Source organism: Rhizobium sp. LjRoot98 (assembly GCF_964252935.1).
Lineage (GTDB): Bacteria > Pseudomonadota > Alphaproteobacteria > Rhizobiales > Rhizobiaceae > Pararhizobium.
In genome coordinates, this window is the sequence record NZ_CAXUPW020000006.1 from 159,619 (window position 1) to 182,603 (window position 22,985).

18 protein-coding genes are annotated in these 22,985 nt (G+C 58.7%); 15 read left to right on the forward strand and 3 right to left on the reverse strand.

Annotated elements, in window-relative coordinates; translation table 11 throughout:
* Positions 1–39: 39 nt before the first annotated feature.
* From lpxD to lpxB, 5 genes are read left to right on the forward strand one after another with little or no spacing between them, the layout of a single operon-like run.
* A complete protein-coding gene (gene lpxD, locus ACSQ3J_RS19930) occupies positions 40–1,107 on the forward strand; it encodes a UDP-3-O-(3-hydroxymyristoyl)glucosamine N-acyltransferase (protein ID WP_060505220.1) in 1,068 nt (355 codons plus the stop codon).
* Complete coding sequence (gene fabZ / locus ACSQ3J_RS19935; protein ID WP_060505221.1) at positions 1,100–1,567, forward strand: 3-hydroxyacyl-ACP dehydratase FabZ; 468 nt, start codon at positions 1,100–1,102, stop codon at positions 1,565–1,567. The genes lpxD and fabZ overlap by 8 nt, the downstream gene beginning before the upstream one ends.
* Positions 1,568–1,569: 2 nt before the next feature.
* Positions 1,570–2,382 carry an acyl-ACP--UDP-N-acetylglucosamine O-acyltransferase gene (lpxA, locus tag ACSQ3J_RS19940; RefSeq protein WP_112834677.1) on the forward strand — a complete coding sequence of 271 codons (813 nt, stop codon included), beginning with the start codon at positions 1,570–1,572 and terminating at the stop codon, positions 2,380–2,382.
* A 5-nt stretch (positions 2,383–2,387) separates the two neighbouring features.
* Entirely contained in the window at positions 2,388–3,269 is an 882-nt protein-coding gene (locus tag ACSQ3J_RS19945; protein WP_060505223.1) for an LpxI family protein, read from the forward strand.
* On the forward strand, positions 3,266–4,441 hold the full coding sequence (gene lpxB, locus ACSQ3J_RS19950; protein WP_060505224.1) for a lipid-A-disaccharide synthase: 1,176 nt from the start codon (positions 3,266–3,268) through the stop codon (positions 4,439–4,441). The genes ACSQ3J_RS19945 and lpxB overlap by 4 nt, the downstream gene beginning before the upstream one ends.
* Before the next feature lie 30 nt (positions 4,442–4,471).
* On the opposite strand, the gene gltA is transcribed toward lpxB, so the two are convergent.
* Positions 4,472–5,761, reverse strand: coding sequence for a citrate synthase (gene gltA / locus ACSQ3J_RS19955; RefSeq protein WP_060505225.1), 1,290 nt, complete (start codon positions 5,759–5,761; stop codon positions 4,472–4,474).
* A 312-nt stretch (positions 5,762–6,073) separates the two neighbouring features.
* Between gltA and ACSQ3J_RS19960 the strand changes: the two genes are divergently transcribed.
* From ACSQ3J_RS19960 to exbD, 3 genes are all read left to right on the forward strand, one after another.
* A complete protein-coding gene (locus ACSQ3J_RS19960) occupies positions 6,074–8,572 on the forward strand; it encodes a ComEC/Rec2 family competence protein (protein ID WP_244482253.1) in 2,499 nt (832 codons plus the stop codon).
* Positions 8,573–8,797: 225 nt separating this feature from the next.
* A complete protein-coding gene (gene exbB / locus ACSQ3J_RS19965; RefSeq protein ID WP_060505227.1) occupies positions 8,798–9,805 on the forward strand; it encodes a tonB-system energizer ExbB in 1,008 nt (335 codons plus the stop codon).
* Positions 9,806–9,809: 4 nt separating this feature from the next.
* Positions 9,810–10,235 carry a TonB system transport protein ExbD gene (exbD, locus tag ACSQ3J_RS19970; RefSeq protein ID WP_060505228.1) on the forward strand — a complete coding sequence of 142 codons (426 nt, stop codon included), beginning with the start codon at positions 9,810–9,812 and terminating at the stop codon, positions 10,233–10,235.
* Between the two features lie 14 nt (positions 10,236–10,249).
* Here the strand turns inward: exbD and ACSQ3J_RS19975 are convergent, their stop codons facing one another.
* Positions 10,250–11,074 carry an acyloxyacyl hydrolase gene (locus ACSQ3J_RS19975; RefSeq protein WP_244482255.1) on the reverse strand — a complete coding sequence of 275 codons (825 nt, stop codon included), beginning with the start codon at positions 11,072–11,074 and terminating at the stop codon, positions 10,250–10,252.
* A gap of 36 nt (positions 11,075–11,110) precedes the next feature.
* Here ACSQ3J_RS19975 and ACSQ3J_RS19980 point away from each other — a divergent pair, with 36 nt between their 5' ends.
* The 6 genes from ACSQ3J_RS19980 (at position 11,111) to exoR (ending at position 20,568) form a co-directional block, all read left to right on the forward strand.
* Positions 11,111–11,776 (forward strand): protein-L-isoaspartate O-methyltransferase family protein, encoded by a 666-nt coding sequence (locus ACSQ3J_RS19980; protein ID WP_060505229.1) that lies wholly within the window; start codon positions 11,111–11,113, stop codon positions 11,774–11,776.
* Positions 11,777–12,084: 308 nt separating this feature from the next.
* A complete protein-coding gene (locus ACSQ3J_RS19985) occupies positions 12,085–13,416 on the forward strand; it encodes a TolC family outer membrane protein (protein WP_060505230.1) in 1,332 nt (443 codons plus the stop codon).
* A gap of 218 nt (positions 13,417–13,634) precedes the next feature.
* Positions 13,635–14,480, forward strand: coding sequence for a PopZ family protein (locus ACSQ3J_RS19990; protein ID WP_060505624.1), 846 nt, complete (start codon positions 13,635–13,637; stop codon positions 14,478–14,480).
* Positions 14,481–14,607: 127 nt separating this feature from the next.
* Positions 14,608–17,448: a valine--tRNA ligase gene (locus ACSQ3J_RS19995; protein WP_060511076.1), complete on the forward strand. Its 2,841-nt coding sequence runs from the start codon at positions 14,608–14,610 to the stop codon at positions 17,446–17,448.
* Positions 17,449–17,923: 475 nt separating this feature from the next.
* Entirely contained in the window at positions 17,924–19,150 is a 1,227-nt protein-coding gene (locus tag ACSQ3J_RS20000) for an OmpP1/FadL family transporter (protein ID WP_060505232.1), read from the forward strand.
* Positions 19,151–19,764: 614 nt separating this feature from the next.
* Positions 19,765–20,568 carry an exopolysaccharide production regulator ExoR gene (gene exoR / locus ACSQ3J_RS20005; RefSeq protein WP_060505233.1) on the forward strand — a complete coding sequence of 268 codons (804 nt, stop codon included), beginning with the start codon at positions 19,765–19,767 and terminating at the stop codon, positions 20,566–20,568.
* An 18-nt stretch (positions 20,569–20,586) separates the two neighbouring features.
* Here the strand turns inward: exoR and xth are convergent, their stop codons facing one another.
* Positions 20,587–21,375 carry an exodeoxyribonuclease III gene (gene xth, locus ACSQ3J_RS20010; RefSeq protein WP_060505234.1) on the reverse strand — a complete coding sequence of 263 codons (789 nt, stop codon included), beginning with the start codon at positions 21,373–21,375 and terminating at the stop codon, positions 20,587–20,589.
* Positions 21,376–21,520: 145 nt separating this feature from the next.
* Here xth and ACSQ3J_RS20015 point away from each other — a divergent pair, with 145 nt between their 5' ends.
* Positions 21,521–22,981: a phospholipase D-like domain-containing protein gene (locus ACSQ3J_RS20015; RefSeq protein ID WP_060505625.1), complete on the forward strand. Its 1,461-nt coding sequence runs from the start codon at positions 21,521–21,523 to the stop codon at positions 22,979–22,981.
* Positions 22,982–22,985 lie beyond the last annotated feature (4 nt).

Here is a 22,985-nt window from a genome sequence, read left to right on the forward strand (position 1 = left end):
TCCAGAACTGCCTGCCAAAACTGTTCTGGAGGGTTGGCCATGGAAAACAATTGGTTCTTCCCACCACATGATGGGATCCGCCTGAGCGATCTGGCGGATCAGATCGGTGCGGTGCTACAGTCGCCCGAGTTGGGCGACCGGCTTGTCCGGTCTGTAGCGCCGACCTATCGGGCCGGTGAGTCCGATGTCTGCTACATGCTGCAGCGACGCTTTCGCGACGAGTTTGAAACATCAAAAGCCGGCGCTATCATCTGCGATGCTACGATAGCCGCAATTGTCCCGCCGCATATTCCGGTTCTCCTGACACGACACCCTCACACCGCTTTTGCGGTTGCCGGTGCAATTCTGCATCCGCAGGCCGTGCGGCCTGAACAGAACCTGTTGGGGCTGGGCGGAATATCTCCCGCTGCTTTTGTCGATCCGACTGCGCAGATCGAAGACAATGTCGATATCGAGGCGACCGCCGTCGTTGGCGCTGGTGCGCATATCGGCACAGGCACGCGGATCGCTGCCGGCGCCGTTATCGGACCAGGCGTCCGTATCGGCCGGGACTGCACGATTTCGGCTGGGGCAAGCGTGATGTATTCGCTTGTCGGCAACGAGGTTATCATTCATCCCGGCGCCCGGATCGGCCAGGACGGTTTCGGCAACGCGCCGGGACCAAAGGGGGGCATGATCAAAATCGTCCAGATTGGCCGCGTCATCCTGCAAGACAGGGTTGAGATTGGCGCCAATACGACGATCGACCGTGGCGCGATGGACGATACGGTGGTCGGCGAGGGCACCAAGATCGATAATCTCGTCCAGCTCGGCCACAATGTTCGCGTTGGCCGTCATTGCGGCATCGCCGCACAGGTCGGTATTGCTGGCAGCACGCGCATTGGCGACGGCGTTTTGATCGGCGGCGCTGCCGCGATCAATGGACATATCACCATCGGTGACAGGGCTCAGATCGGCGCCATGAGCGGTGTCGCATCGGATGTCCCGGCCGGAGAGCGCTATGGTGGCATTCCAGCGCGTCCGATGCGTGATTTCCTGCGTGAAATTGCAGAGATAACGGCACGGGCGCACAACAGGCAAAAAAAATCAGGAGGCAAAGATGAGTGAAGCTGCAACCACCGTTCTTGGTACGGCTGACATCAAGGAAATCTTGAAGCTTCTTCCGCACCGTTATCCGTTCCTGCTGGTCGACAAGATCATCGAGATTGATGGCGACAATTCGGCGATCGGCATCAAGAACGTCACCGCAAACGAGCCGCACTTTACCGGGCATTTTCCGGAGCAGCCGATCATGCCGGGCGTTCTGCTGATCGAAGGTATGGCGCAAACTGCCGGCGCGATCTGCGCACGCAAGAATGGCGAGGGCAGCAACCTCGTCTATTTCATGACCATCGACAACGCGCGTTTCCGCAAGCCGGTCATTCCGGGGGACCGCGTCGAGTTCCATGTCGTCAAGCAGAAGCAGCGCGGCAATATCTGGAAATTTCATTGTGATGCAAAAGTTGACGGGCAACTTGTCGCAGAAGCTGATATCGGCGCGATGATTATCAGCAAGGAAGACGCCTGAACATGATTGCCTCCACTGCGAAGATTCATCCGCTCTCGGTCATCGAAGACGGAGCGGTGATCGGTGACAATGTTGTTGTCGGACCGTTCTGTCACGTTGGCCCGAAGGTGACGCTCGCAGAGAATGTCGAACTGATCAGCCACGTCGTCGTTCTCGGGCGCACGACGGTCGGCAAAGGTTCTAAGATTTTCCCGTCGGCGGTGATCGGCGGCGATTCGCAGAGCGTGCATCACAGCGCCGTCGATACGACATTGCTGATTGGTGAGAATTGCACCATTCGCGAAGGCGTGACAATGAACACCGGCACCGTCGAATATGGCGGCGCCACCATCGTTGGCGACAACAATCTGTTCCTTGCCTATTCTCACGTTGCCCACGATTGCCGTCTCGGCAACAACATCATCCTGTCCAACAATGTCATGCTCGCCGGGCACGTCACTGTCGGTGACCGCGCCATTCTCGGCGGCGGCTCGGCGGTGCATCAGTTTACCCGTATCGGCCGCCATGCCTTCATCGGCGGGCTTTCGGCCGTTGCCTACGATGTCATTCCTTATGGCATGCTCAATGGCAATCCCGGCCTGCTTGGCGGTCTGAATGTTGTCGGTATGAGCCGTTCCGGCATCGAGAAGCCGGTCATTCACGCCGTGCGCCGTGCCTACAAGCAGATTTTCGAAGGCCCGGAATCGATTCGCGCCAATGCGGCTGCAATTCGCGCTGACTATGCGGATTGCCCGCCGGCGCTTGAGATTCTCGATTTTATTGCAGCCGAGAGCGATCGGGCGCTGTCGTCTCCGACACGGGGCAGCAAGGGCTGAGGCAAATGAGCATGCACAGCCGGCCAGAGATCAAAGACCGGCTGGCAATCATCGCCGGTAGCGGCTTGCTGCCGCTGCATGTCGCTGAAGCCGCACGGACCCACGGCGAAAACCCTTTCATCATCGCACTTGCCAACGAGTCGGACCGGGACTGGTCGTCCTTCGATCACACGACGCTCGGGATCGGCAATTTCAAGGCTATCAGCGGCACCTTTCGCGATGCCGGCATTGGCCGTGTGGTCATGTCGGGCGCTGTGCACCGCCGGCCGGATTGGCGCGATATCAAGCCGACGCTGAAAAGCCTCGTGAAAATACCGAGTGTTCTGCGCACGCTTTTATCCGGTGGCGACGATGCCGTTTTGAAAATGGCGATCGAACTGATCGAGACCAATGGCGCCCGGGTTATCGGCGTGCAGGAGATTGTGCCGGAACTTCTGGCCGAAGTCGGCACGTTGAGCGCCCGCGCGCCAGGTGTCGAGGATCAGGTGGATATCGAGATTGCGGAAGCCGCAGCCATCGCGCTCGGCCATCTCGACGTCGGGCAGGGCGCTGTTGCCGTTGGCGGGCGCGTCGTGGCGCTTGAGGGGCCGGAGGGCACAGACGCGATGCTGGAACGGGTGGCGCGGTTGAAAGCCGACGGACGCATTTCCAGCCGCCGCCGTGGTGTGCTGGTCAAGCTTTGCAAGCCGCAGCAGGATTTGCGCGCCGACCTTCCCTCTGTCGGGCCATCGACAATCAAGGGCGCACAGGCCGCCGGACTCGCTGGTATTGCCGTCGAAGCGGGCCGGGCGCTGGTCCTTGATCGGGAAGAAATGATTGCGCTTGCCAATGAAACCGGCCTTTTCGTCACTGGTGTGGACCGCGCCCTCTTGCGAGGTGGGCAATGAGCGAAAACAAGCTCAAACTTGCGGTTATTGCTGGAGAAGTGTCCGGCGATCTGCTTGGCGCTGATCTCGTCAAGGCGCTGCGGCCGCTGGTGAAGGGCGAGCTCTCCCTGGTGGGCGTTGGTGGTGAGGGACTTGAGGCAGAGGGATTAAGGTCGCTGTTCGACTATTCCGAGCTGTCGATCATGGGGATTTCCCAGGTTCTCGCCCGGCTGCCGAAACTGATCCTGCGGATTCGCCAGACGGCCAGGGCGATCATTGCCGCCAAACCCGATATTCTCGTCATCATCGATAGCCCGGATTTTACGCATCGTGTCGCGCGGATCGTTCGCAAATCCATGCCCGGTCTGCCTATTGTCAATTATGTTTGCCCAAGTGTCTGGGCGTGGAAGCCGGAGCGGGCTGTCAACATGCGGCCCTATGTCGATCACGTGCTGGCGGTGCTGCCATTCGAACCAGACGTCATGCAGCGCCTTGGCGGACCGCCGACGACCTATGTCGGACACCGGCTGGCTAGCGACGTCAATGTGCTTGCCGTGCGGACGCGGCAGGCGGAGAAGCGTGGCAGCCCGGAGGCAAAGACATGCCTGCTTCTGCCGGGGTCTCGGGGCAGCGAAATCAGCCGCCTCCTGCCGGCGTTTGGCGAGACAGCCGAGGAATTGCGCACCCGGCATCCAGATATGCGGTTCCTGCTCCCCACAGTTCCGCGCCAAGAAAGCCTCGTGCGCCAGATAACGGCGTCCTGGCCGGTCCAGCCGGACATCACGGTCGGAGCCGCCGCCAAATGGCAGGCTTTCGCTGAAGCCGATGCTGCGGTTGCAGCTTCGGGTACGGTGATCCTGGAGCTTGCGCTGGCCGGGATCCCGGTCGTATCGACCTACAAGGCCGACTGGATCATTCGCCTGATGCACAAGCGCATCAAGATCTGGACGGCGGCCATTCCCAATCTGGTGGCAGATTACCCCATCGTGCCGGAATATTTGAACGAAGCCATTCGGGCCGGTGCGCTTTCGCGTTGGATGGAGCGCCTGACAGGCGACACGCCGGAACGCCAAGCCATGCTCGCGGGATACAACACCGTCTGGCAACGCATGGCGACAGAGCAACCGCCTGGCGAGGCAGCCGCTGGTGTCGTTCTCGATGTTCTCAATGCAAAAAAGCCCGGTCATTTCTGACCGGGCTTTTTCAATCGTTATTTCCGCAGCTTAGCGCTTGGAAACCGGGACGTAATCGCGTTCCGGTTCGCCGATGTAGAGCTGGCGCGGACGGCCGATGCGCTGTTCCGGATCCTCGATCATTTCATTCCACTGTGCGATCCAGCCGACCGTACGGGCGAGTGCGAAGAGCACTGTGAACATGGTCGTGGGGAAGCCGAGCGCCTTCAGCGTGATGCCGGAATAGAAGTCGATGTTCGGATAGAGCTTCTTCTCGATGAAGTAGCTGTCGGTCAGCGCGATGCGCTCCAGTTCCATCGCGACTTCGAGCAGCGGATCGTCCTTGTGGCCGAGTTCGGCCAGCACTTCATGCGTCGTCTTCTGCATGATCTTGGCGCGCGGGTCGTAGTTCTTGTAAACGCGGTGGCCAAAGCCCATCAGGCGGAACGGATCGTTCTTGTCCTTGGCGCGGGCGACGAATTCCGGAATGCGATCGACCGAGCCGATTTCCGACAGCATGTTGAGGGCTGCTTCGTTGGCGCCGCCGTGAGCCGGACCCCAAAGGCAGGCAATGCCCGCAGCGATACAGGCGAACGGGTTGGCACCCGACGAGCCGGCGAGGCGAACGGTCGAGGTCGAGGCGTTCTGCTCATGATCTGCATGCAGGATGAAGATGCGGTCCATGGCGCGCGAAAGCACCGGATTGACCGTATATTCCTCGCAAGGAACGGCAAAGCACATGCGCAGGAAGTTCGATGCGTAATCGAGGTCATTCTTCGGATAAACGAAGGGCTGGCCGATATGGTATTTGTAGGCCATGGCTGCGAGCGTCGGCATCTTGGCGATCATGCGCAGGCTTGCAACCATGCGCTGGTGCGGATCGGTGATGTCGGTCGAGTCGTGATAGAAGGCCGACAGTGCGCCGACACAGCCGCACATAACAGCCATCGGGTGGGCATCACGGCGGAAACCGGTGAAGAAGCGCGACATCTGCTCGTGCACCATCGTGTGGTGCGTGACGCGATAGTCGAAGTCCTTTTTCTGCGCTGCCGTCGGCAGTTCGCCGTAGAGCAGCAGGTAGCAGACTTCAAGAAAGTCGCCGTGCTCTGCGAGCTGTTCAATCGGATAACCGCGATGCAAGAGGATACCCTGATCGCCATCGATATAGGTGATCTTGGATTCGCATGATGCGGTCGATGTGAAGCCGGGATCGTAGGTGAACTGGCCGGTCTGCTTGTAGAGCGTACCGATATCGACCACATCCGGACCGATCGACCCTGATCGTACCGGCAATTCCACCGTTTTGTTGTCCACGGTTACGACTGCGCTTTTTCCTGTCATGGGGGATCCTCCGTTTGCAGCAAATTGGCACACAATTATGCCGCAGATATTAACGCCGACCATGTGCTATCCGATTTAATCACGGCTGCCAAGTTGAACGAAAGGCAAATTGTGCGATGCAAAAATAGGCATATGGCGACGCAATAATTACACGTTCGAGCCATATGTCCAATGACATAATTGTCCGCAAACTGACCAAGCTTCCAGGTGCAGAATGGTTTTGCATCTTTTTTGTGCATCAATCTCGTCGGTTGCATTCCGTTCTTTCAGGTTGCAGAATGCAGCCGGGCGTGGACGGTTGGAACAACATCCATGAAAGAGGGGCAGCAGCCAGGAGTGGCGTCACGCGCGCGGTCTGACGATGCGTTTAACCGCGTCCTTGCGAGTGCTCCGCATATCCCCGTCGCTGTGGGGAAAGAACTGGAAAACCGGGCTTGGTCAGGTTACCTTACGGGCCGCTCAGCGGCATTCAAGCGGCTACGAACCATCCGCTGGTATGCCGCTTTCCAAAAGGCTGTGGCAGAGGAACAGGCCTTCGGGCATTCCTTTTTGTTTGTTCCGGTCTTTCTGGGGCTAGGCGCGCTTGTCTGGTTTTGGCTCCCTTATACGCCGGGCCATCTCAAACTTGCACTGCTGATCTGCGTTTTCGGCATGGCGGCTTTCGCACTTCGGTACCGTTCAGGCCTATTGCCCACGGGCATGCTGATTGTCGCTTTATCGACTGCAGGCATGGGGCTTGCTGCGTTGGAGACGGCGCGCCTTGATACGGTGGTGCTTGACACACCAGTCACCACACGGGTTATTGGCACCGTCACAGCGCGGGAAACCACGGATCGGGGCTACTGGCGATATACTGTCGCAGTCAGCCGGACCTCGGAGCCGGAATTGAAGCGCCCGCCAGCCAAGGTCACGCTGTTATCCCGCAGCCGCGAAACGCCTGTGGGGATTGGTGAGGGTATCGAGGGCAGGGCGCGGTTATCGCCGCCATCAGGGGCCGCGCTTCCCGGTCTCAATGATTTTGCCTTCGACAGCTATTTCAGGGGTATCGGTGCTGTCGGCTATTTCTACGGAAAACCGCAGGCGGTATCAGCCGTGGAAGACGTAGCCAGAAGCAGGGTTGCCGCTTGGCGTGCTGAAATGGGGGAAACAATCGCCCGCTGGCGCGAGGCGATTGGCGCGCGTATTCGCGGCACCATCGGAGGCGACGCCGGGGCCATAGCGGCCGCGTTGGTTACCGCCGAAGAACGCGCTATCGGCCGGCCGACGATCGAGGCGCTGCGCGAGGCAGGGCTTGCGCATGTGCTGGCGATCTCCGGCCTGAACATGGTTCTGGCCGCCGGAACCTTCCTGGTCGGTGCACGCACGCTGCTCAGCCTTGTTCCTGGGCTGGCACACCGTTTTCCGATCAAGAAATTCGCCGCTGCCGGCGCACTCATTATGGTATTCGCATACATCCTGATCTCGGGAGGCGCCGTTTCGGCGGTCCGGTCCTGGATCATGATCTCCATCATGCTTATTGCCGTTTTCTTCGACCGGCCGTCGATCAGCCTGCGCAATGTGGCTTTGTCGGCTTTGATTATCCTGATCGTCACACCGTCTGCCGTGACGGGGCCGGGTTTTCAGATGTCCTTTGCTGCAACGCTGGCTCTGGTCGCGGGCTATGCGCATTGGCGGGACCGGCCTAGCCGCGATATTCTTCCAACAAGCCGCGCGATTGGTCCTTTGAAGGCCGCTGGCGGTTTCTTTGCCGGTCTGCTGCTCAGTTCGCTGATCGGCGGCCTGTCGACGATGATTTACTCCGCCGGCCATTTCCACCGGCTGGCCACCTATGGTTTGATCGGCAACATTCTGGCCATGCCGATCATCAGTATTTTCGTCATGCCCTTCGGTCTGTTGGCCATGCTGTTGATGCCCCTTGGTCTCGACCGTTACCCGTTGCTGGTCATGGGGCAGGGGCTCGACTGGATGATCTCCATCGCGCGCATGGTCTCCTCATGGGACGGGGAAGTGACAACGGGCCGCATTCCTGATCACGCCTTCACGCTGATCGCCGCCGGTGGTGTCCTGGCCTGCCTGTTCCGGACATGGCTGGCGGCTTCTGGTCTCGTTGTCATCGCAGCCGGCCTCATGGCGGCATCGATGAGCGCTGTTGCGCGACCGGATATGGTGGTCGCCGAGGATGGCCGTCTGGTTGCCATGATCAAGGAGGCGGAGGCTGCGAGCAACAGGGCAAAGCCGCCCGATTTCGTGTTTTCCCAGTGGCAGCGCGCTTTACGCCTGCAGGAGCATCAAAAGCCACAGCAACGGCCTGAACTGGTGATCAGGGATGCCGTTGAAGCAGGATCAGACGTCGAAGAAGCCCCGGAGGCACGAAAATCAAAGCCGCCCATCGATAAGGACGCGGCGCGTATTGTCATCCGCAGGCTTTTGGCTGAGGCAGCGCCTGACCGTTTCGCTTGCGCCCCAACGCAATGGTGCGCGGCAACGGCGCAGCACGGTTGGCGCATCGTCACTGTCGATGATGCGCGTTTCATCGGTGTCGCCTGCGAAGAGGCCGATATCATTGTGACGCCGGTCATGCTGCGTTTTCGTAACTGCCGGTCGGGTGCGGTGTTGCTCAGCGGCCAGAGTTTGCGCCGCACCGGCGCAGTCGAGATTTATGGCGTCGAGAACCGCACAGTGGACGGCGTGGCCGGCCATGCCGGGATGCGGGTCGTTTTTGCGCAGGAACAATTGCAACGTCCCTGGGCGCAACACCGGACCTATGATTGGCGCACCGGCCTGTTCGATGCGCGGGGGATGAATGACTGACCTGTTCAAATCCGTCCGGCATGCGCGAGAAAAGTGGAATTCTCGAATGATCATTTATTCTTGATCAAAGCACTCCACAAATACTTGTCTTTCCGCCATAGTATGTCATATGAAGCCGCGATTGATGCAGGCGCGTTCGGCGCCGGGCGTCAAATGATGTGTTTACGTGTTCCCGCCGTCTTATCCTCCCAAGGATTGGCGGGCGATGACGAGGTAGGATAGGTCATGCCGAACCGTGCAATGCCGAAATGGATGATGCTGGCGGCCGTGCTGCTGGCGTTCTCGAATGCCGGAGCGCTTCGCGCGCAGGAAACCCCGGCTGCGGCCGTCAATGAAACACAGCAGCCGGCTCAGGTGACGCCGCAAGCTGACGCAGCGCCGGTTACGCCCACGAATGAAGGAACCCCCGCAGCGCCGGTGAACGAGCAGTCGGCTCCAGCCAATGACGCCGCAGCCGTTGACGCGCAGGCAACGTTGCCAAACCCGGTGTTGCCGCACGATCTGTCGCCGTTCGGCATGTTTATGGCCGCCGACATGGTCGTCAAAGCTGTCATGACGGCATTGGCTCTGGCATCGGTCGCAACCTGGGCCATTCTGCTCGTCAAGTCCTTCGAACTTGCTGCCGCCAAGCGGAATGCACGGCGCGCAGTAAGGGCCTTGTCCGATGCCGTTGTGCTGCGGGACATGCGTGAGGCGCTGACGGTGAAAAAAGGGCCGGCTGCGGAGATGATCTCGGCCGCCAATGACGAACTGTCGAAATCAGAGGCGGTACTCGACATTGTCTCGACGCAAGGGGTCAAGGAGCGCGTGGCATCGCAGCTCTCCCGTATCGAGGCGGGTGCCGGCAAGCGGATTGCCAGCGGTACCGGTATTCTCGCGACGATCGGCTCGATCTCGCCGTTCGTCGGTCTTTTCGGGACTGTCTGGGGCATCATGAATTCGTTCATCGGCATCAGCAAGGCGCAGACGACAAACCTTGCGATCGTCGCGCCGGGCATCGCTGAAGCGCTGCTGGCAACGGCTATCGGTCTGGTTGCAGCTATTCCCGCCGTCATGATCTACAATTATTTCGCCCGCTCGATCGGCGGCTACCGCCTGATCCTGGCCGATGCTTCGGCTGCGGTTGAACGCCTCGTCAGCCGCGATCTCGATTTCCGGCAGGCACGCCGCTTGGCGCCGCGCAAGCCCGAAAGCCATGTGCATTCGGAGGCCGCCATAGCGCGGATCGGATAAGATCATGGCCAGCAAAATCAGCGAAGGTGGCGGTGACCTCGAAGAAAACAGCGAAATCAACGTCACGCCCTTCATCGACGTCATGCTCGTTCTCCTGATCATCTTCATGGTGGCGGCACCGCTTGCCACTGTCGACATGAAGGTCGATCTGCCGCAATCGGCGGCAGCGCCGGTAAAGCGTGAAGACAAGCCGGTCTTCGTGACCCTCAAGGCGGACCTCTCGCTGGCCCTTGGGAACAATGAGGTCGGTCGTGACGGTTTTGTTGCCGAACTCAACGGCATGACCGAGGGCAACATGGAGACACGCATTCTTCTGCGTGCCGATAAGGCCGTCGACTACGGCGAGCTGATGACAGTCATGAACCTCATTCAACGGGCCGGTTATACCAAAATCGGATTGGTCGGTCTGGAAGCAGCGCCTGCCGGCTGACGCTGGCAGTCCGCTTAGAACTTGTAGCCGATGGCAAGGCCGGCGTGGCTGAGACCGTCGTTCGGCCCATCGCAGAGATTGGCGTGCGACGAATGGTCGGCTGTCGCAAGCATCTGCCAATTGTCCGTTACGCGATAACCGAGTGCGATCTGTTCGCGAAACAGCAGGCGGCAACCGAGGTCCGGTCCCTTGCCGCCGCCGCCATCCAGTTTACCGTTGTGAACGGTTCCGCCAAGCCCAAGTTCAACGAAGAGGCGGCTTGTGATATCGGCGGTCCAGCTGAAGCCGCCGAAAATCTGATCCACCCCGTCACCCGTGCCCACCGAAGCACCCAGATAAATCCGTGGTTCCAGAATGGTTTGCTGCCACGTTGCCGCCGTGCCGCTCGACAGGGGATCGAAGAAGAGGGTGGCCGATGGAACGATGCCCGACTCGTGTGAATTGCTGCCGCTGATGGATGCGCTGGTGCCGAACCGCAGTTCGTCGAAAATCTGTTCGGCTGCAATCGCGTTGTTCAAGCTTGAGAGGGAAAGAAGCAAACCCGACGATAGAAGGAGGAGCCGGAAAGTTGAGCTGTTTGGCTGTTTGAGACGTACTGCCACTTTCAAAATCTCCAGTCCCGGTGATTCGCTGTATATGCGGTAATGCAAATTTGCCCGGATTTCCTGCTTCCGGAAAGGGTAGAATATGTTGACCGGCTTTTGTGAAGCTTGCTTTTTTGCAAGAACTGCATTCCATAGCTTGAAACGGCAGATGCGCGGATTTATGAGCTTGGCCATGCCCGGCCGGCTGAAGCGCCACCGGTTTGTTTTATCTGCGCAAGCCAAAAGCGCGCACACGCCGGAAGACGATCCGGATTTACGAAGGCAGGCAAGATGAATTTCGAAGCAGCACGCATCAAGATGGTCGACAACCAGATCCGCACGACGGATGTGACGTCGCACGCCGTTCTCGCGGCATTCCTATCGGTCCCGAGGGAAGAATTCGTGCCTGCCGCACTGAAGCCTCTTGCCTATATCGACAGCGATATTGAACTGGCTGCAAGTGCTGAAGGCGAGCGGCGTTACCTGATGGAACCGTCGCCTCTGGCAAAGCTTCTTCAGCTGGCGGCAATTTCCAAGGATGACAAGGTTCTGGAGATTGGCTGCGGCACCGGCTACGCCTCGGCAATTCTGTCGGAGCTTGCGGCCTCGGTCGTAGCACTTGAAAGCGATGCCGCTCTTGCGGCGGAGGCAACCGCAACATTGGGCCGCCTTGGGCACGCGAATGTCTCGGTCATTACTGGGGATCTTGAAAAGGGCCATGCCGCAGGCGCACCGTATGACGTGATCTTTGTTCACGGCGCTGTCGAGACGGTGCCGGATTCGCTGTTGTCCCAGTTGAACGACGGTGGCCGCCTTGTTGCCGTGGTTGGACTTGGCAATGCATCGAGAGCCCAGCTTTTCCTACGTGAAAACGGCAGGACATCGGAGCGCCTGGCGTTCAATACCGCCGTCAAGCCGCTACCGGGCTTCCGCCTGGCGCGCGAATTTGTATTTTAATACGTCTCATTCGACGATTAGGCGCCCGCTTGTTGGCGCGTGAATGGCCGAACTGTAATCTGGCAGAGCGGTATTCACGCGATTGAATATTAGCTTAAAATAATATGTAGGTATTCGCACGCGGCGACATTTTGACCATTTTTCCTCGATATCGGAACGGGACAAGACGTGACAATCACATCCGGCGGCGCCGGAGCGCCACGTTTTCGCAATTTGCGCGCCCTACCGGCCTTTGTTTTGGAGTGAGTTTAGTGTCGTTTCTTCGTAAAACAGCTGCGGCGGCCGCCCTTTCATCCGCCTTGTGGCTTATGCCGCATGCTGTCTTCGCTGAAACTATTTCCGATGCGATGGCAAAGGCTTACCAGAATAATCCGGAACTGAATGCGGCGCGCGCCGGGCTTCGTGCTACCGACGAAGGTGTGCCGATCGCCAAGTCCGGCTACCGGCCGCAGATTTCGGCTACCGTTACCGGTTCAGCGACACGGTTGGGCACGGAGAGCCTGTTTCGGCGAGGTACGCCGATGCTCGCCGAAGATTACACCACCGGATCTGCCGGTATCACCATCACTCAACAAATTTTCGACGGCTTTCAGACCCTGAATAATGTCAGGGCTGCCGAGGCGAACGTATTTTCAAGCCGTGAGACGCTGAAGGCGAATGAAATCTCCATCCTTCTGGCGGCAGCGCAATCCTATGCCAATATCGCCCGTGATCAGCGCGTCGTATCGATCCGCAAGCGGAACCTTGCCTTTCTCAAGGAACAGTTGAGCGCCGCGAAGTCGCGTCTGGATGTCGGCGAGGGGACGCGTACCGACGTCAGTCAGGCCGAGGCGGAACTGGCGGGAGCCCAGGCAATTCTCGTCAATGCCGTTTCGCAACTGAAGCAGAGCGAGGCCGTCTATGTCCAGATCGTCGGCGATGCCCCAAAGGGCATCAAGCAGCCAGCGCCTGCATCCAAAGCACTGCCGAAAAGCCTGGATCAGGCTGTTGCGGCCGGTTTGCGCGATCATCCGACGATCGCCGCTGCGCAGTACAATGTCGATTCTGCCGGCTTCAGGGTCAAATCAGCAGAGGGAACGATGCTACCGGGCGTCGTGATCCAAGGCTCAGCGTCGCGCAACACCACCGACCGCGACCGCAACAGCGACACTGCGAACGCCTCCATTACCGCCCGGCTTGAAGTTCCACTTTATCAGGGTGGCGCCGAATATGGCCAGATTCGCCAGGCCAAGGAACGTCTTGGGCAGCAACGCATCATGGTCGATACCGCTCGTGCCGAAGTTCAGCAGACCATCATCACGGCGCATGCCCAGTTTGAAGCGGCGCTTGCGACAACAGTGGCCAACAAATCCCAGGTGAGCGCCGCAAACCAGGCATTGGCGGGCGTCATCGAGGAGCGCAAGGTTGGTCAGCGCACGACGCTCGACGTACTTGATGCCCAGCAGAGCGTATTGGTCGCTGAAGAAAGCCTCGTGGCATCGCAACGCAACGCCGTCGTTGCCAGCTACTCGTTGCTCGCGGCTATGGGGCGGCTGACAATCCAGAGCCAGGGCCTGCAGGTGGTCGAATACCGTGCCGAGGAACACTATGAGGCCGTCAAGGACAAATGGTTCGGATTGCGGACCGTCGACGGCCGCTGACCGCCAGCGCTCATCCCTATTTTATCGCGTGTTGCCTGGTACCCCCCGCGAGCGCTTCTGCCGTGGGATTGGGGGTAGGTGACGCCGCCAACAAATCTGTGCAAGATTCCCAGTAGATGATTCGCAACGTTTTGTTCGGCGCCGAACTCGCATACAGTCCGCGCCAATGACTGGCGGTAATGTTCCGATCGAGCGCGACCGCAGAAACGGGGATAATAATGGCACAGCCCAATGTAGCGCGTGAACCTTCGATGGACGAAATTCTGGCTTCCATTCGAAAGATCATCGAAAGCAACGAGCCCGGCATTCCCGGCTTTCCCGCCAATGATCTCGGTCCTGCTTCTGACAATGCGTTTCGCGGCTATGACGAGGACGATGCTGGTGAAGACATTCACCTGACGATCGACGATGAGGTTCTTGCAAAGGAATTCGAAGCCGAAGAACAGAAGAATTTCATAGCTGTGGAGCCGCCGGTGCGGGAACCGCAGTTGCGAGATACGGAGAGTGTCAGCGTAAAACCTGCCGTATCGCCGCCGCCGATGTCTCTTGCCGATGTTGCTGCGCGTGTTCGTGCTGCGTCCGAACGGCATTCGGCGCCGTTGCGCGATCCGGAAAATCAGCCTGCCGCCACCCGCACCAAATCCGATAACCCGACAGTCACATCGCGTATGGCGCCATCGCCCTTACCTTTGAATACAGAGATCAAGCAGGACGCAGCAATGGCTGCAGCGATTTCCCTTGTTCCGCCGGTTGTTGCTCCTCAAGTGGTCGAGCCTGCCGCTGCTCCTCTCGAACTGGCGCCTGAACAGCGCCAGCCATTGTCCATCGTGACGGAAAAAGACGTGGCCGCGATTGTTTCGCCTGCCGTCGGCGAACAGGTCGCGCGTTCTTTTGGCGATCTGGCGCTGGCCGTTGATAGTGGCGCGCGGCGTTCCTTTGACGAGATTGCCGAAGATATGCTGCGTCCGATGCTGCAGGAATGGCTGGATGACAATCTGCCAACGCTGGTCGAGCGGCTGGTGCGGGAGGAAATCGAGCGTGTTGCGCGGGGCCCGAGGCGCTAGACCACGCATTTCTTTCTTTCAAAGCCGCCAGCAATCACACTGGCGGCTTTTTTGCTGTTATTGTTGACAGCAATGCCCCGTTCCGATTTACAAACCATCGATATCAATCAGCAAGTTTGGCTCCAAAATGCTTGAAAAAACCTATGATTCCGCCGCTGTCGAACCGCGTATCGCCAAGATTTGGGATGACGAGGACGCCTTCCGTGCAGGTGCAGGGGCAAAATCGGGCGCCGACAGCTTCTGCGTGGTCATCCCGCCACCGAACGTGACGGGTTCGCTCCATATGGGCCATGCACTGAACAATACGTTGCAGGACATCATGATCCGCTTCGAGCGCATGCGCGGCAAGGATGTGCTCTGGCAGCCGGGCATGGACCATGCCGGCATCGCCACGCAGATGGTTGTCGAGCGCAAGTTGATGGAGCGCCAGCAGCATCGCCGCGAAATGGGCCGCGACGCCTTCATCGACAAGGTCTGGGAATGGAAAGCTGAATCCGGCGGGCTGATCTTCAATCAGCTGAAACGTCTCGGCGCCTCCTGCGACTGGTCCCGTGAGCGCTTCACCATGGATGAGGGCCTGTCGAAGGCTGTACTCGAAGTCTTCGTTTCGCTCTACAAAGAGGGCCTGATCTACAAGGACAAGCGTCTGGTCAACTGGGACCCGAAGCTCCTGACTGCGATCTCTGATCTGGAGGTCGAGCAGATTGAGATGACAGGCAGCCTCTGGCATTTGCGCTATCCGCTGGAAGAGGGGGTTACCTACCAGCATCCGATCGCTTTTGACGCTGACGGCAATGCGACGGAATGGGAGACGCGCGACTATCTGGTCGTCGCCACCACGCGGCCGGAAACCATGCTGGGCGACACCGGCATTGCTGTTCATCCGGATGACGAACGCTACAAGGCCATCGTCGGCAAGCATGTCGTGTTGCCGCTGGTTGGCCGCCTCATCCCGATCGTCGCCGACGAGTATCCAGACCCGACGGCTGGTACCGGCGCCGTCAAGATGACGCCTGCCCATGACTTCAACGACTTTGAGGTCGGCAAGCGCCGCCATCTGCGTCAGGTCAACATCCTGACGATTGATGGCCACATCACGCTTGCTGGAAACGAGGAATTCCTGGAAGGCCTGCCGGCGTCCGATGAACTGGAAGCCCTGGTCTCGGCGCTTGATGGCGTCGAGCGGTTTGCTGCGCGCAAGGCGATCGTGACGATGTTCGAGGAGCGTGGTCTGCTCGACAAGATCGAACCCCACAAGCACACCGTTCCGCATGGTGACCGCGGCGGTGTTCCGATCGAACCGCGATTGACGGAACAGTGGTATGTCGACGCCAAGACGCTCGCCAAGCCGGCGATGGCGTCCGTTCGCGAGGGCCGGACCAACTTCGTTCCGAAGAACTGGGAAAAGACCTATTTCGAATGGATGGAAAACATCCAGCCCTGGTGCGTTTCCCGGCAATTGTGGTGGGGTCACCAGATTCCGGCTTGGTATGGACCGGATGGCCAGGTCTTTGTTGAGAAGACGGAAGAGGAGGCGCTGCACGCCGCGATCCAGCACTATCTGTCGCATGAAGGCCCGATGAAGGCCTATGTCGAGGATCTGCTGGAGAATTTCCGGCCAGGTGAAATTCTCGTTCGTGACGAAGACGTGCTCGACACGTGGTTTTCGTCGGCTCTCTGGCCGTTTTCGACGCTTGGCTGGCCAGACAAGACGCCGGAATTGGACAAGTACTATCAGACAGATGTCCTGGTGACTGGCTTTGACATCATCTTCTTCTGGGTTGCCCGGATGATGATGATGGGCCTGCACTTCATGAAGGATAGCGACGGTACGCCTGTCGAGCCGTTCCATACGGTCTATGTTCACGCCCTGGTGCGCGACAAGAACGGCGCCAAGATGTCGAAGTCCAAAGGCAACGTCATCGATCCGCTCGACCTGATCGACGAATACGGCGCCGATTCGTTGCGGTTCACGCTGGCGATCATGGCGGCGCAGGGACGTGACGTGAAGCTCGATCCGGCCCGCATCGCAGGCTATCGCAATTTCGGTACCAAGCTTTGGAACGCGACGCGCTTTGCCGGGATGAACGGCGTTGCCAACGATCCGAAGTTCGTGCCTGAAACCTCTTCGCTGACGATCAACCGCTGGATCCTTACCGAACTGTCGCGCACGATTCGCGACGTTACCGAGGCGATCGAGAACTACCGTTTCAACGAGGCCGCCGGCAGCCTGTACCGGTTTGTCTGGAATCAGGTCTGCGACTGGTATCTGGAACTGCTGAAGCCTGTCTTCGGTGGCGAGGACGAGGCTGCAAAAGCTGAATCGCGGGCTTGCGTTGCCTACATTCTCGACGAGACCTATAAGCTCCTGCATCCCTTCATGCCGTTTATGACGGAAGAGCTCTGGGCGCAGACAGCGGGCGAGGGTACCACACGCGACAGCCTGCTCTGCCACGCCGAGTGGCCGGCCGCCTCCTACGCGGATGATGCCGCCGCCGGTGAGATCAACTGGCTGATCGATCTGGTATCGGGCATCCGTTCGGTCCGTTCGGAAATGAACGTCCCGCCAGCTGCAATCGCGCCTCTGGTCGTCGTTGAAGCCAGCATGCTGACTAAGGAACGTCTGGAGCGTCATGCCGCCGCTATCCGCCGGCTGGCGCGTGTCGATGCGATCGACTTGGCTGCGGCTGCGCCGAAGGGGAGCGCGCAGATCGTGGTTGGCGAGGCAACGGTCTGCCTGCCGCTTGGCAGCCTGATCGATCTTTCGGCTGAAAAGCTGCGGCTGGAAAAGGCGATCGGCAAGGTCGAGCAGGAGCGCGAGCGTATCCTCGGCAAACTGTCGAACGAGAAGTTCGTTGCCAATGCCCGTCCCGATGTGGTCGATGCGGAGCGTGAACGCCTGGCCGAACTGGATGGCCAGAAGGCATCTCTCGCGGTCGCATTGGCCAGGGTCGCCGACGCCGGTTGATGTCGATACAACTGCGAGAGGCATGCCATTCGGGATGCCTCTGCAGCCATAATTTGTATAAAAATGACAAAAAAAGGCGGTTCTGGCCGCCTTTTTTATATTGTTTGATTCTCTTTTTGGGCGCGATGGCCGTTCACACGGAAAAATGCGGCAGCTCTACCTTTTGACGCCAACTTATTTCACTGTCATCGCGGCACATCTTCCAAAAAATGGCATTGTTGTGTCGAGGTTACAGCTATCAATATTTATGGAATATTATTCCTATTTTTACAGAAATTGGATTTTTTGGTGAAATTATTTACCCATTTTTCTCGTTCTAATACGAAATTCGGTTTTCTTACGTAAATTTTTGGTGCGCTGACGTGACCCGTTGCTAAATCTAGGTATTTGCCATCCGCCGTTCCCGGTCGATAGTTCTTTCCAACAGGTTGGCGGTTACGTCGGCCAATGATCTGTATTCAGGGGGAGAAAACGGATGGTTCACACCAAAATCAAGGCGACGATCACCGCGGCGCTTGCTGTGTTGTTGACCAGCACGGCCGCTAGCGCCGGCGGTCTGGAGCGGGGCGGCTACAACATCGATCTGCTGTTTGATCCATCGACCTATGCGGCAGAAGCTGCAGCAACTTACGTCAATCCGCAGCGCGAACTCGACAATGTGGTAGATGTTAATCCGGCAAACGGTATCGGTTCGAACGGCCGCGGAGCCGGCCAAACCAATGGAATCGGCGAAACTGAAGGTTATTGGGTGCCGCGTATCGGCGTCAAAGCCGGCTTTGGCGATAGCGTCGATTGCATGGCCGATTATTCGCAGCCATGGGGTGCGCATACCAAGCCGGGCGCGAGCTGGATGGGTGCCAATGACAATATCGAAACGAAGATTGAAAGCGACAACTACGCTGCCACCTGCTCCTACAAGTGGGATATGGGGAAAGGTCAGTTCCGGATCATCGGTGGCGGCTTCTACCAGGAAGTCGGCGGCTTCAAGGAACGTCTTGTGACCCCAGTCTTCGGTGGGGGTTTTGACGGCGTTGGCCGTCTCGATCTGGATGGCAGCGGTTGGGGGTGGCGCGCTGGCGCTGCATACGAAATTCCGGAATATGCGTTTCGTGCGAGTCTCGTCTACAACAGTGCCGTGGATCTCGACAATCTAGGGGGAACGATCGACCTGACCAAGGTTCTCCTCCCCAACGGCGCTGGTGGTTTTGTTCCGGGCACCCGGTACGATGTCTCCAGCTTTGCGTCCATGCCTGATTCCCTTGAGCTGAAGGTTCAATCCGGTATCGCGCCCGGCTGGCTTGTCTTTGGATCGGTCAAGTGGACAGACTGGAGTCAACTGCAGGTCATTCAAATCACGCCGAACAGCACGCTCGATCCACGCAATCTACCGTCGAGCCTCACCCTTCTCTACCGCGACGGCTGGACCGTGACGGGTGGCGTCGGCCATAAATTCAACGATCAATGGAGCGGCGCGGCCAGCCTGACCTGGGATCGCGGCACGAGCCATGGTTACGGCAACCAGACCGACACCTGGACGCTCGGAACAGGTGTGTCGTATGCGCCGACCGAAAATGTTGAACTGCGGCTCGCTGGCGCCGTCGGCGTTCTGACAAGTGGCAGTTCGGTTGGTGAGGAAGTGACGTACGATTTCGGCAACGACATCGTCACCGCCATTTCCACGTCGCTGAAGGTCAAGTTCTGATCATCCAGGACAGTGCAAGAAAAAAGCCCGGTGCTCGCATCGGGCTTTTTTTGCATGCGTTTGTGGCCGTCAGGGAAGGGTGGCTCTGATTTTGCGGCTCCTGCAGCAGGCGTTGAGTATTGCTACGCGACCAATGGCGGGCTCAGGCCGCTTGCCGTAGTTTCGTGATCAAAAAATTCAATGGCGCTCGTTGAAATTTCTATGTTTCCGGCATCACACTTTGTGACGATTCAGCAACACATTCTTTCTATAGTCTGCAACGGCCTGCTGGCTGCCGATTGTGTCTATTTCCCGCCACAAACTGGGAGCACCGATGGACTTGACAAACGTGCCGGTAAGTTTTGAGCATGCGGCGTTTGAGGTAAGATGAGTCATAGCATTTTCGAAAAAATCCATGCCTCCCCTGATGTTACGTGGCTTTGCTGCAGCTTTCGCAAGCTGCTTGAATGGTCGCAGGGGCGTGTGGTGGATGAGGCGGCCGGGGCAGGCCGCACTCTTGCCGGAAACGCTGATTACTGTTTGAAAAATGCCGGTTTGAGCGGCGCTTTCGACAGAGGCTTATCGGGACCTTTTGTGAACCGGCTCTTGGGTTTGAACGGAAGAAATAGACTATCATGCTGATACGCGGTTACCGGTCGTTGACGTTTCTTGTTTTGAGTGTAGCGCTCACGCTGACCGCTGAGAATCGCATGGCTTATGCGTTCGATCCGAATGCCGGCATCACCAAGGAATCGGGCCCTTTCGCCCTCTTCAAGTTTGGATTTTCCGCCTATAAGAATGGCCGCAAGGACGAGGCGGTTGAAGCCTACCGATACGCCGCCGAAAAGGGCCATACGGGCTCGCGCTGGGCGCTCGCCAACATGTATGCCTATGGCGATGGCGTTGCTGAAAACGATCTGGAAGCCTTCAAGATCTATAACGAGATCGCCGAGAAGGGGGTTGAGCCCGGCTCCGAGGATACTGGATATTTCGTCAATGCACTGATTTCATTGGCTGGGTACTACCGCCGCGGCATTCCCGACAGCCCTGTCAAAAGCGACCTCGGTCAAGCTCGCCAACTTTATTTTCAAGCCGCCTCCACCTTCGGTGTTCCCGAGGCGCAGTTTCAGCTTGCCAAAATGCTTCTTTCCGGTGACGGCGGCAGCGTTAATGTCCAGCAGGCGAAGAAATGGCTCAACCGTGCCCGCAAGAACGGTCACGCCGGTGCCATGGGCGTATTTGGCAATGTGATCTTCCAGGAAGGCCAAACGGCGCGTGGGCTGGCCTATATGACCGCAGCGCTTGACCAGTGTACTCCGAAGGAAAGACCCTGGCTGCAATCCCTGCAGGAGCAGGCCTTCTCGATCGCCGGAGAAGATGACCGCCGCAAGGCCGTCGCGATGGCGCATAGCATTCATCTCGACAGCGATAGCGATTGAGCCGTAGGGCTCCTTCATTCAAGCAGCAAAATTGAACTGCGCTGCCACCGGCACGTGATCGGACGGCTTCTCCCAGGCGCGCACGTGCTTCTCGATATCCGTCGAGATCAGCCGGTCGGCCGCCTCCGGCGACAGCATCAGGTGATCAATGCGGATGCCAAAGTTCTTCGGCCAGCAACCGGCCTGATAATCCCAGAATGTGTAGAGTGGCGCCGCATCCGTCGTTGAACGGACGGCGTCGGCAAAGCCCAGGTTTTCGAGCCGGCGGAAGGCCTGACGGGTGCGCGGCTGATATAGCGCGTCGTTCTGCCAGACTTTAACGTCCCAGCAATCATGCGGCTCGGCAATGACATTATAATCGCCGGCAAGAATCAAAGGCTCCTCCAGAGCAAGGCGGCTCTGCGCAAAGGCAGCCAGGCGCTCCATCCAGGATAGCTTGTAAGGATATTTCTCTGTTTCGACCGGATTGCCGTTGGGCAGATAGAGCGAGCAGACACGGATTGCCCCGTCCTTGACCGAAAACACACCCTCGATGAACCGTGACTGCTCATCGGCCGCATCGCCAGGCAGGCCGCGATTGATTTCGTCCGGCTTCAGCTTCGACAGGATGGCGACGCCGTTGAAGCCTTTTTGGCCATGCGTCTCGACATGGTAGCCCAGCGCTTCGATCTCGGCGCGGGGAAAGCCCTCATCCATTGTCTTGATTTCCTGAAGGCAGACGATGTCGGGCTGCGATTCTTTCAGCCAGGCCACGAGAACGTCGATGCGGGCCCGAACGCCATTGATGTTCCAGGTAACGATTTTCATGCGATGGACGTCCTTTTGGCTGGCGGCGCAGAGGCCTGTTCTGCTTTTAGCCGCTGCGCGTGTTTTTCACAAACCCGGTGAGGGTAAAAGACGTGTGGATGGCGGCCGAATTGCTTCCTGGTTCCGGCCCGTTATAGTTCTGCGCATGATCGATCTGCTGATAACCTACTGGCCGCATATTCTGGCGACGCTTTCCATCATCCTTGGCGTTCCTGCCGCCATTCACGCGACGATGACCAAGGACGAGGTTCGCTCGGCCCTTGGTTGGGTTGGCGTGATCCTGTTGTCGCCCATCGTCGGAGCGCTGATCTACGGGATTGCCGGCATCAATCGCATCCGCCGCTCGTCGATCGGGCAGCAGCGATCACTGTTCCGCGAGCGCGGACCGGATGCCATGGGCAAGTTCGATGTTTCCAGCACGGTCATCGCAGAGCGGTTCGGGCAGCGATTCGGTGCAATGAAGTTGCTGGGGGATCGTGTCAGCCGGCATCGCATGTGTGGCGGAAACGGCATCACGATGCTGGAGGGCGGCGATGCTGCCTATGCGATGATGCTGGAGCAGATCGGCGGTGCAACGCGCTCTGTGCTTCTCGAAACCTATATTTTCGATCGCGATCCAATCGGGTTGCGGTTCGCCGACGCCTTGATCGCCGCTGCCAGGCGCGGCGTTGCTGTACGGGTGCTCATCGATGCCGTTGGAGCGCGCTATTCGGTGCCAAGCATCGTTGGTTACCTGCAGCAAGGCGGCGTTACCGCCAAGGTTTTCAATGGCAACATCATCATGGGGCTGCGGCTGCCCTATGCCAACCTGCGCACTCACCGGAAGATTCTCATTGTTGATGGCTCCGTCGCCTTCACCGGCGGCATGAACATCCGCTCTGGTTTTACGGGCGAGTTTGCCGGCGAAGGACAGGCACGTGACACGCATTTTCGCGTCACTGGTCCCGTCGTTGCCGATCTTTTTCAGGTAGCATCCGAAGACTGGCGGTTCTCGAGCCGCGAGGCGCTGGATGGGCCGGCATGGAAAATCTCTGTTGCGCCCTCTCAGCAGAAGCCCACCATGCTGATGCGGGCCGTGCCCTCCGGGCCGGACCGCGCCAACGAATCCAACCACAAGATGATGATGGGGGCCTTTTCCGTCGCCAGACGCAACATCCGCATCATGTCACCCTATTTTCTGCCTGACCGGGAGCTGATCAGCGCATTGGTGACGGCAGCGATGCGTGGGGTTGAGGTCGATATCATCGTGCCTGCCGTCAACAACCTGGTGCTGGTGGATCGGGCGATGACGGCGCAGTTCGACCAGACACTGAAGGGCGGGTGCCGCATCTGGCGCGCCACAGGTGCGTTCAATCACTCCAAGCTGATGACGGTCGACGATCGCTGGGCCTATGCCGGCTCTTCCAATCTCGATCCGCGCTCTCTGCGGCTCAATTTCGAGATCGATCTGGAGGTGCTGGACGCCGGCTTTGCCAGCGCCGTAGGCCACAGACTACAGGGCGTGTTGAGCACCGCCCAGCCCGTGACACTGGCTGATCTGCGCGCCACGCCGTTTACGACGCGCTTGCTCAACAAGATATTCTGGTTGGGATCGCCCTATCTTTAGGGCC

Coding starts and splice junctions, on each gene's coding strand:
- ACSQ3J_RS19985 (WP_060505230.1), top strand. CDS start 12,085: ATGCCGCATGCTGTCTTCGCTGAAACTATTTCCGATGCGATGGCAAAG.
- ACSQ3J_RS20015 (WP_060505625.1), top strand. CDS start 21,521: ATGATCGATCTGCTGATAACCTACTGGCCGCATATTCTGGCGACGCTT.
- ACSQ3J_RS20000 (WP_060505232.1), top strand. CDS start 17,924: ATGGTTCACACCAAAATCAAGGCGACGATCACCGCGGCGCTTGCTGTG.
- ACSQ3J_RS19960 (WP_244482253.1), top strand. CDS start 6,074: ATGAAAGAGGGGCAGCAGCCAGGAGTGGCGTCACGCGCGCGGTCTGAC.
- fabZ (WP_060505221.1), top strand. CDS start 1,100: ATGAGTGAAGCTGCAACCACCGTTCTTGGTACGGCTGACATCAAGGAA.
- exoR (WP_060505233.1), top strand. CDS start 19,765: ATGCTGATACGCGGTTACCGGTCGTTGACGTTTCTTGTTTTGAGTGTA.
- gltA (WP_060505225.1), bottom strand. CDS start 5,761: ATGACAGGAAAAAGCGCAGTCGTAACCGTGGACAACAAAACGGTGGAA.
- xth (WP_060505234.1), bottom strand. CDS start 21,375: ATGAAAATCGTTACCTGGAACATCAATGGCGTTCGGGCCCGCATCGAC.
- lpxA (WP_112834677.1), top strand. CDS start 1,570: ATGATTGCCTCCACTGCGAAGATTCATCCGCTCTCGGTCATCGAAGAC.
- lpxD (WP_060505220.1), top strand. CDS start 40: ATGGAAAACAATTGGTTCTTCCCACCACATGATGGGATCCGCCTGAGC.
- ACSQ3J_RS19990 (WP_060505624.1), top strand. CDS start 13,635: ATGGCACAGCCCAATGTAGCGCGTGAACCTTCGATGGACGAAATTCTG.
- exbD (WP_060505228.1), top strand. CDS start 9,810: ATGGCCAGCAAAATCAGCGAAGGTGGCGGTGACCTCGAAGAAAACAGC.
- ACSQ3J_RS19980 (WP_060505229.1), top strand. CDS start 11,111: ATGAATTTCGAAGCAGCACGCATCAAGATGGTCGACAACCAGATCCGC.
- exbB (WP_060505227.1), top strand. CDS start 8,798: ATGCCGAACCGTGCAATGCCGAAATGGATGATGCTGGCGGCCGTGCTG.
- lpxB (WP_060505224.1), top strand. CDS start 3,266: ATGAGCGAAAACAAGCTCAAACTTGCGGTTATTGCTGGAGAAGTGTCC.
- ACSQ3J_RS19945 (WP_060505223.1), top strand. CDS start 2,388: ATGAGCATGCACAGCCGGCCAGAGATCAAAGACCGGCTGGCAATCATC.
- ACSQ3J_RS19995 (WP_060511076.1), top strand. CDS start 14,608: ATGCTTGAAAAAACCTATGATTCCGCCGCTGTCGAACCGCGTATCGCC.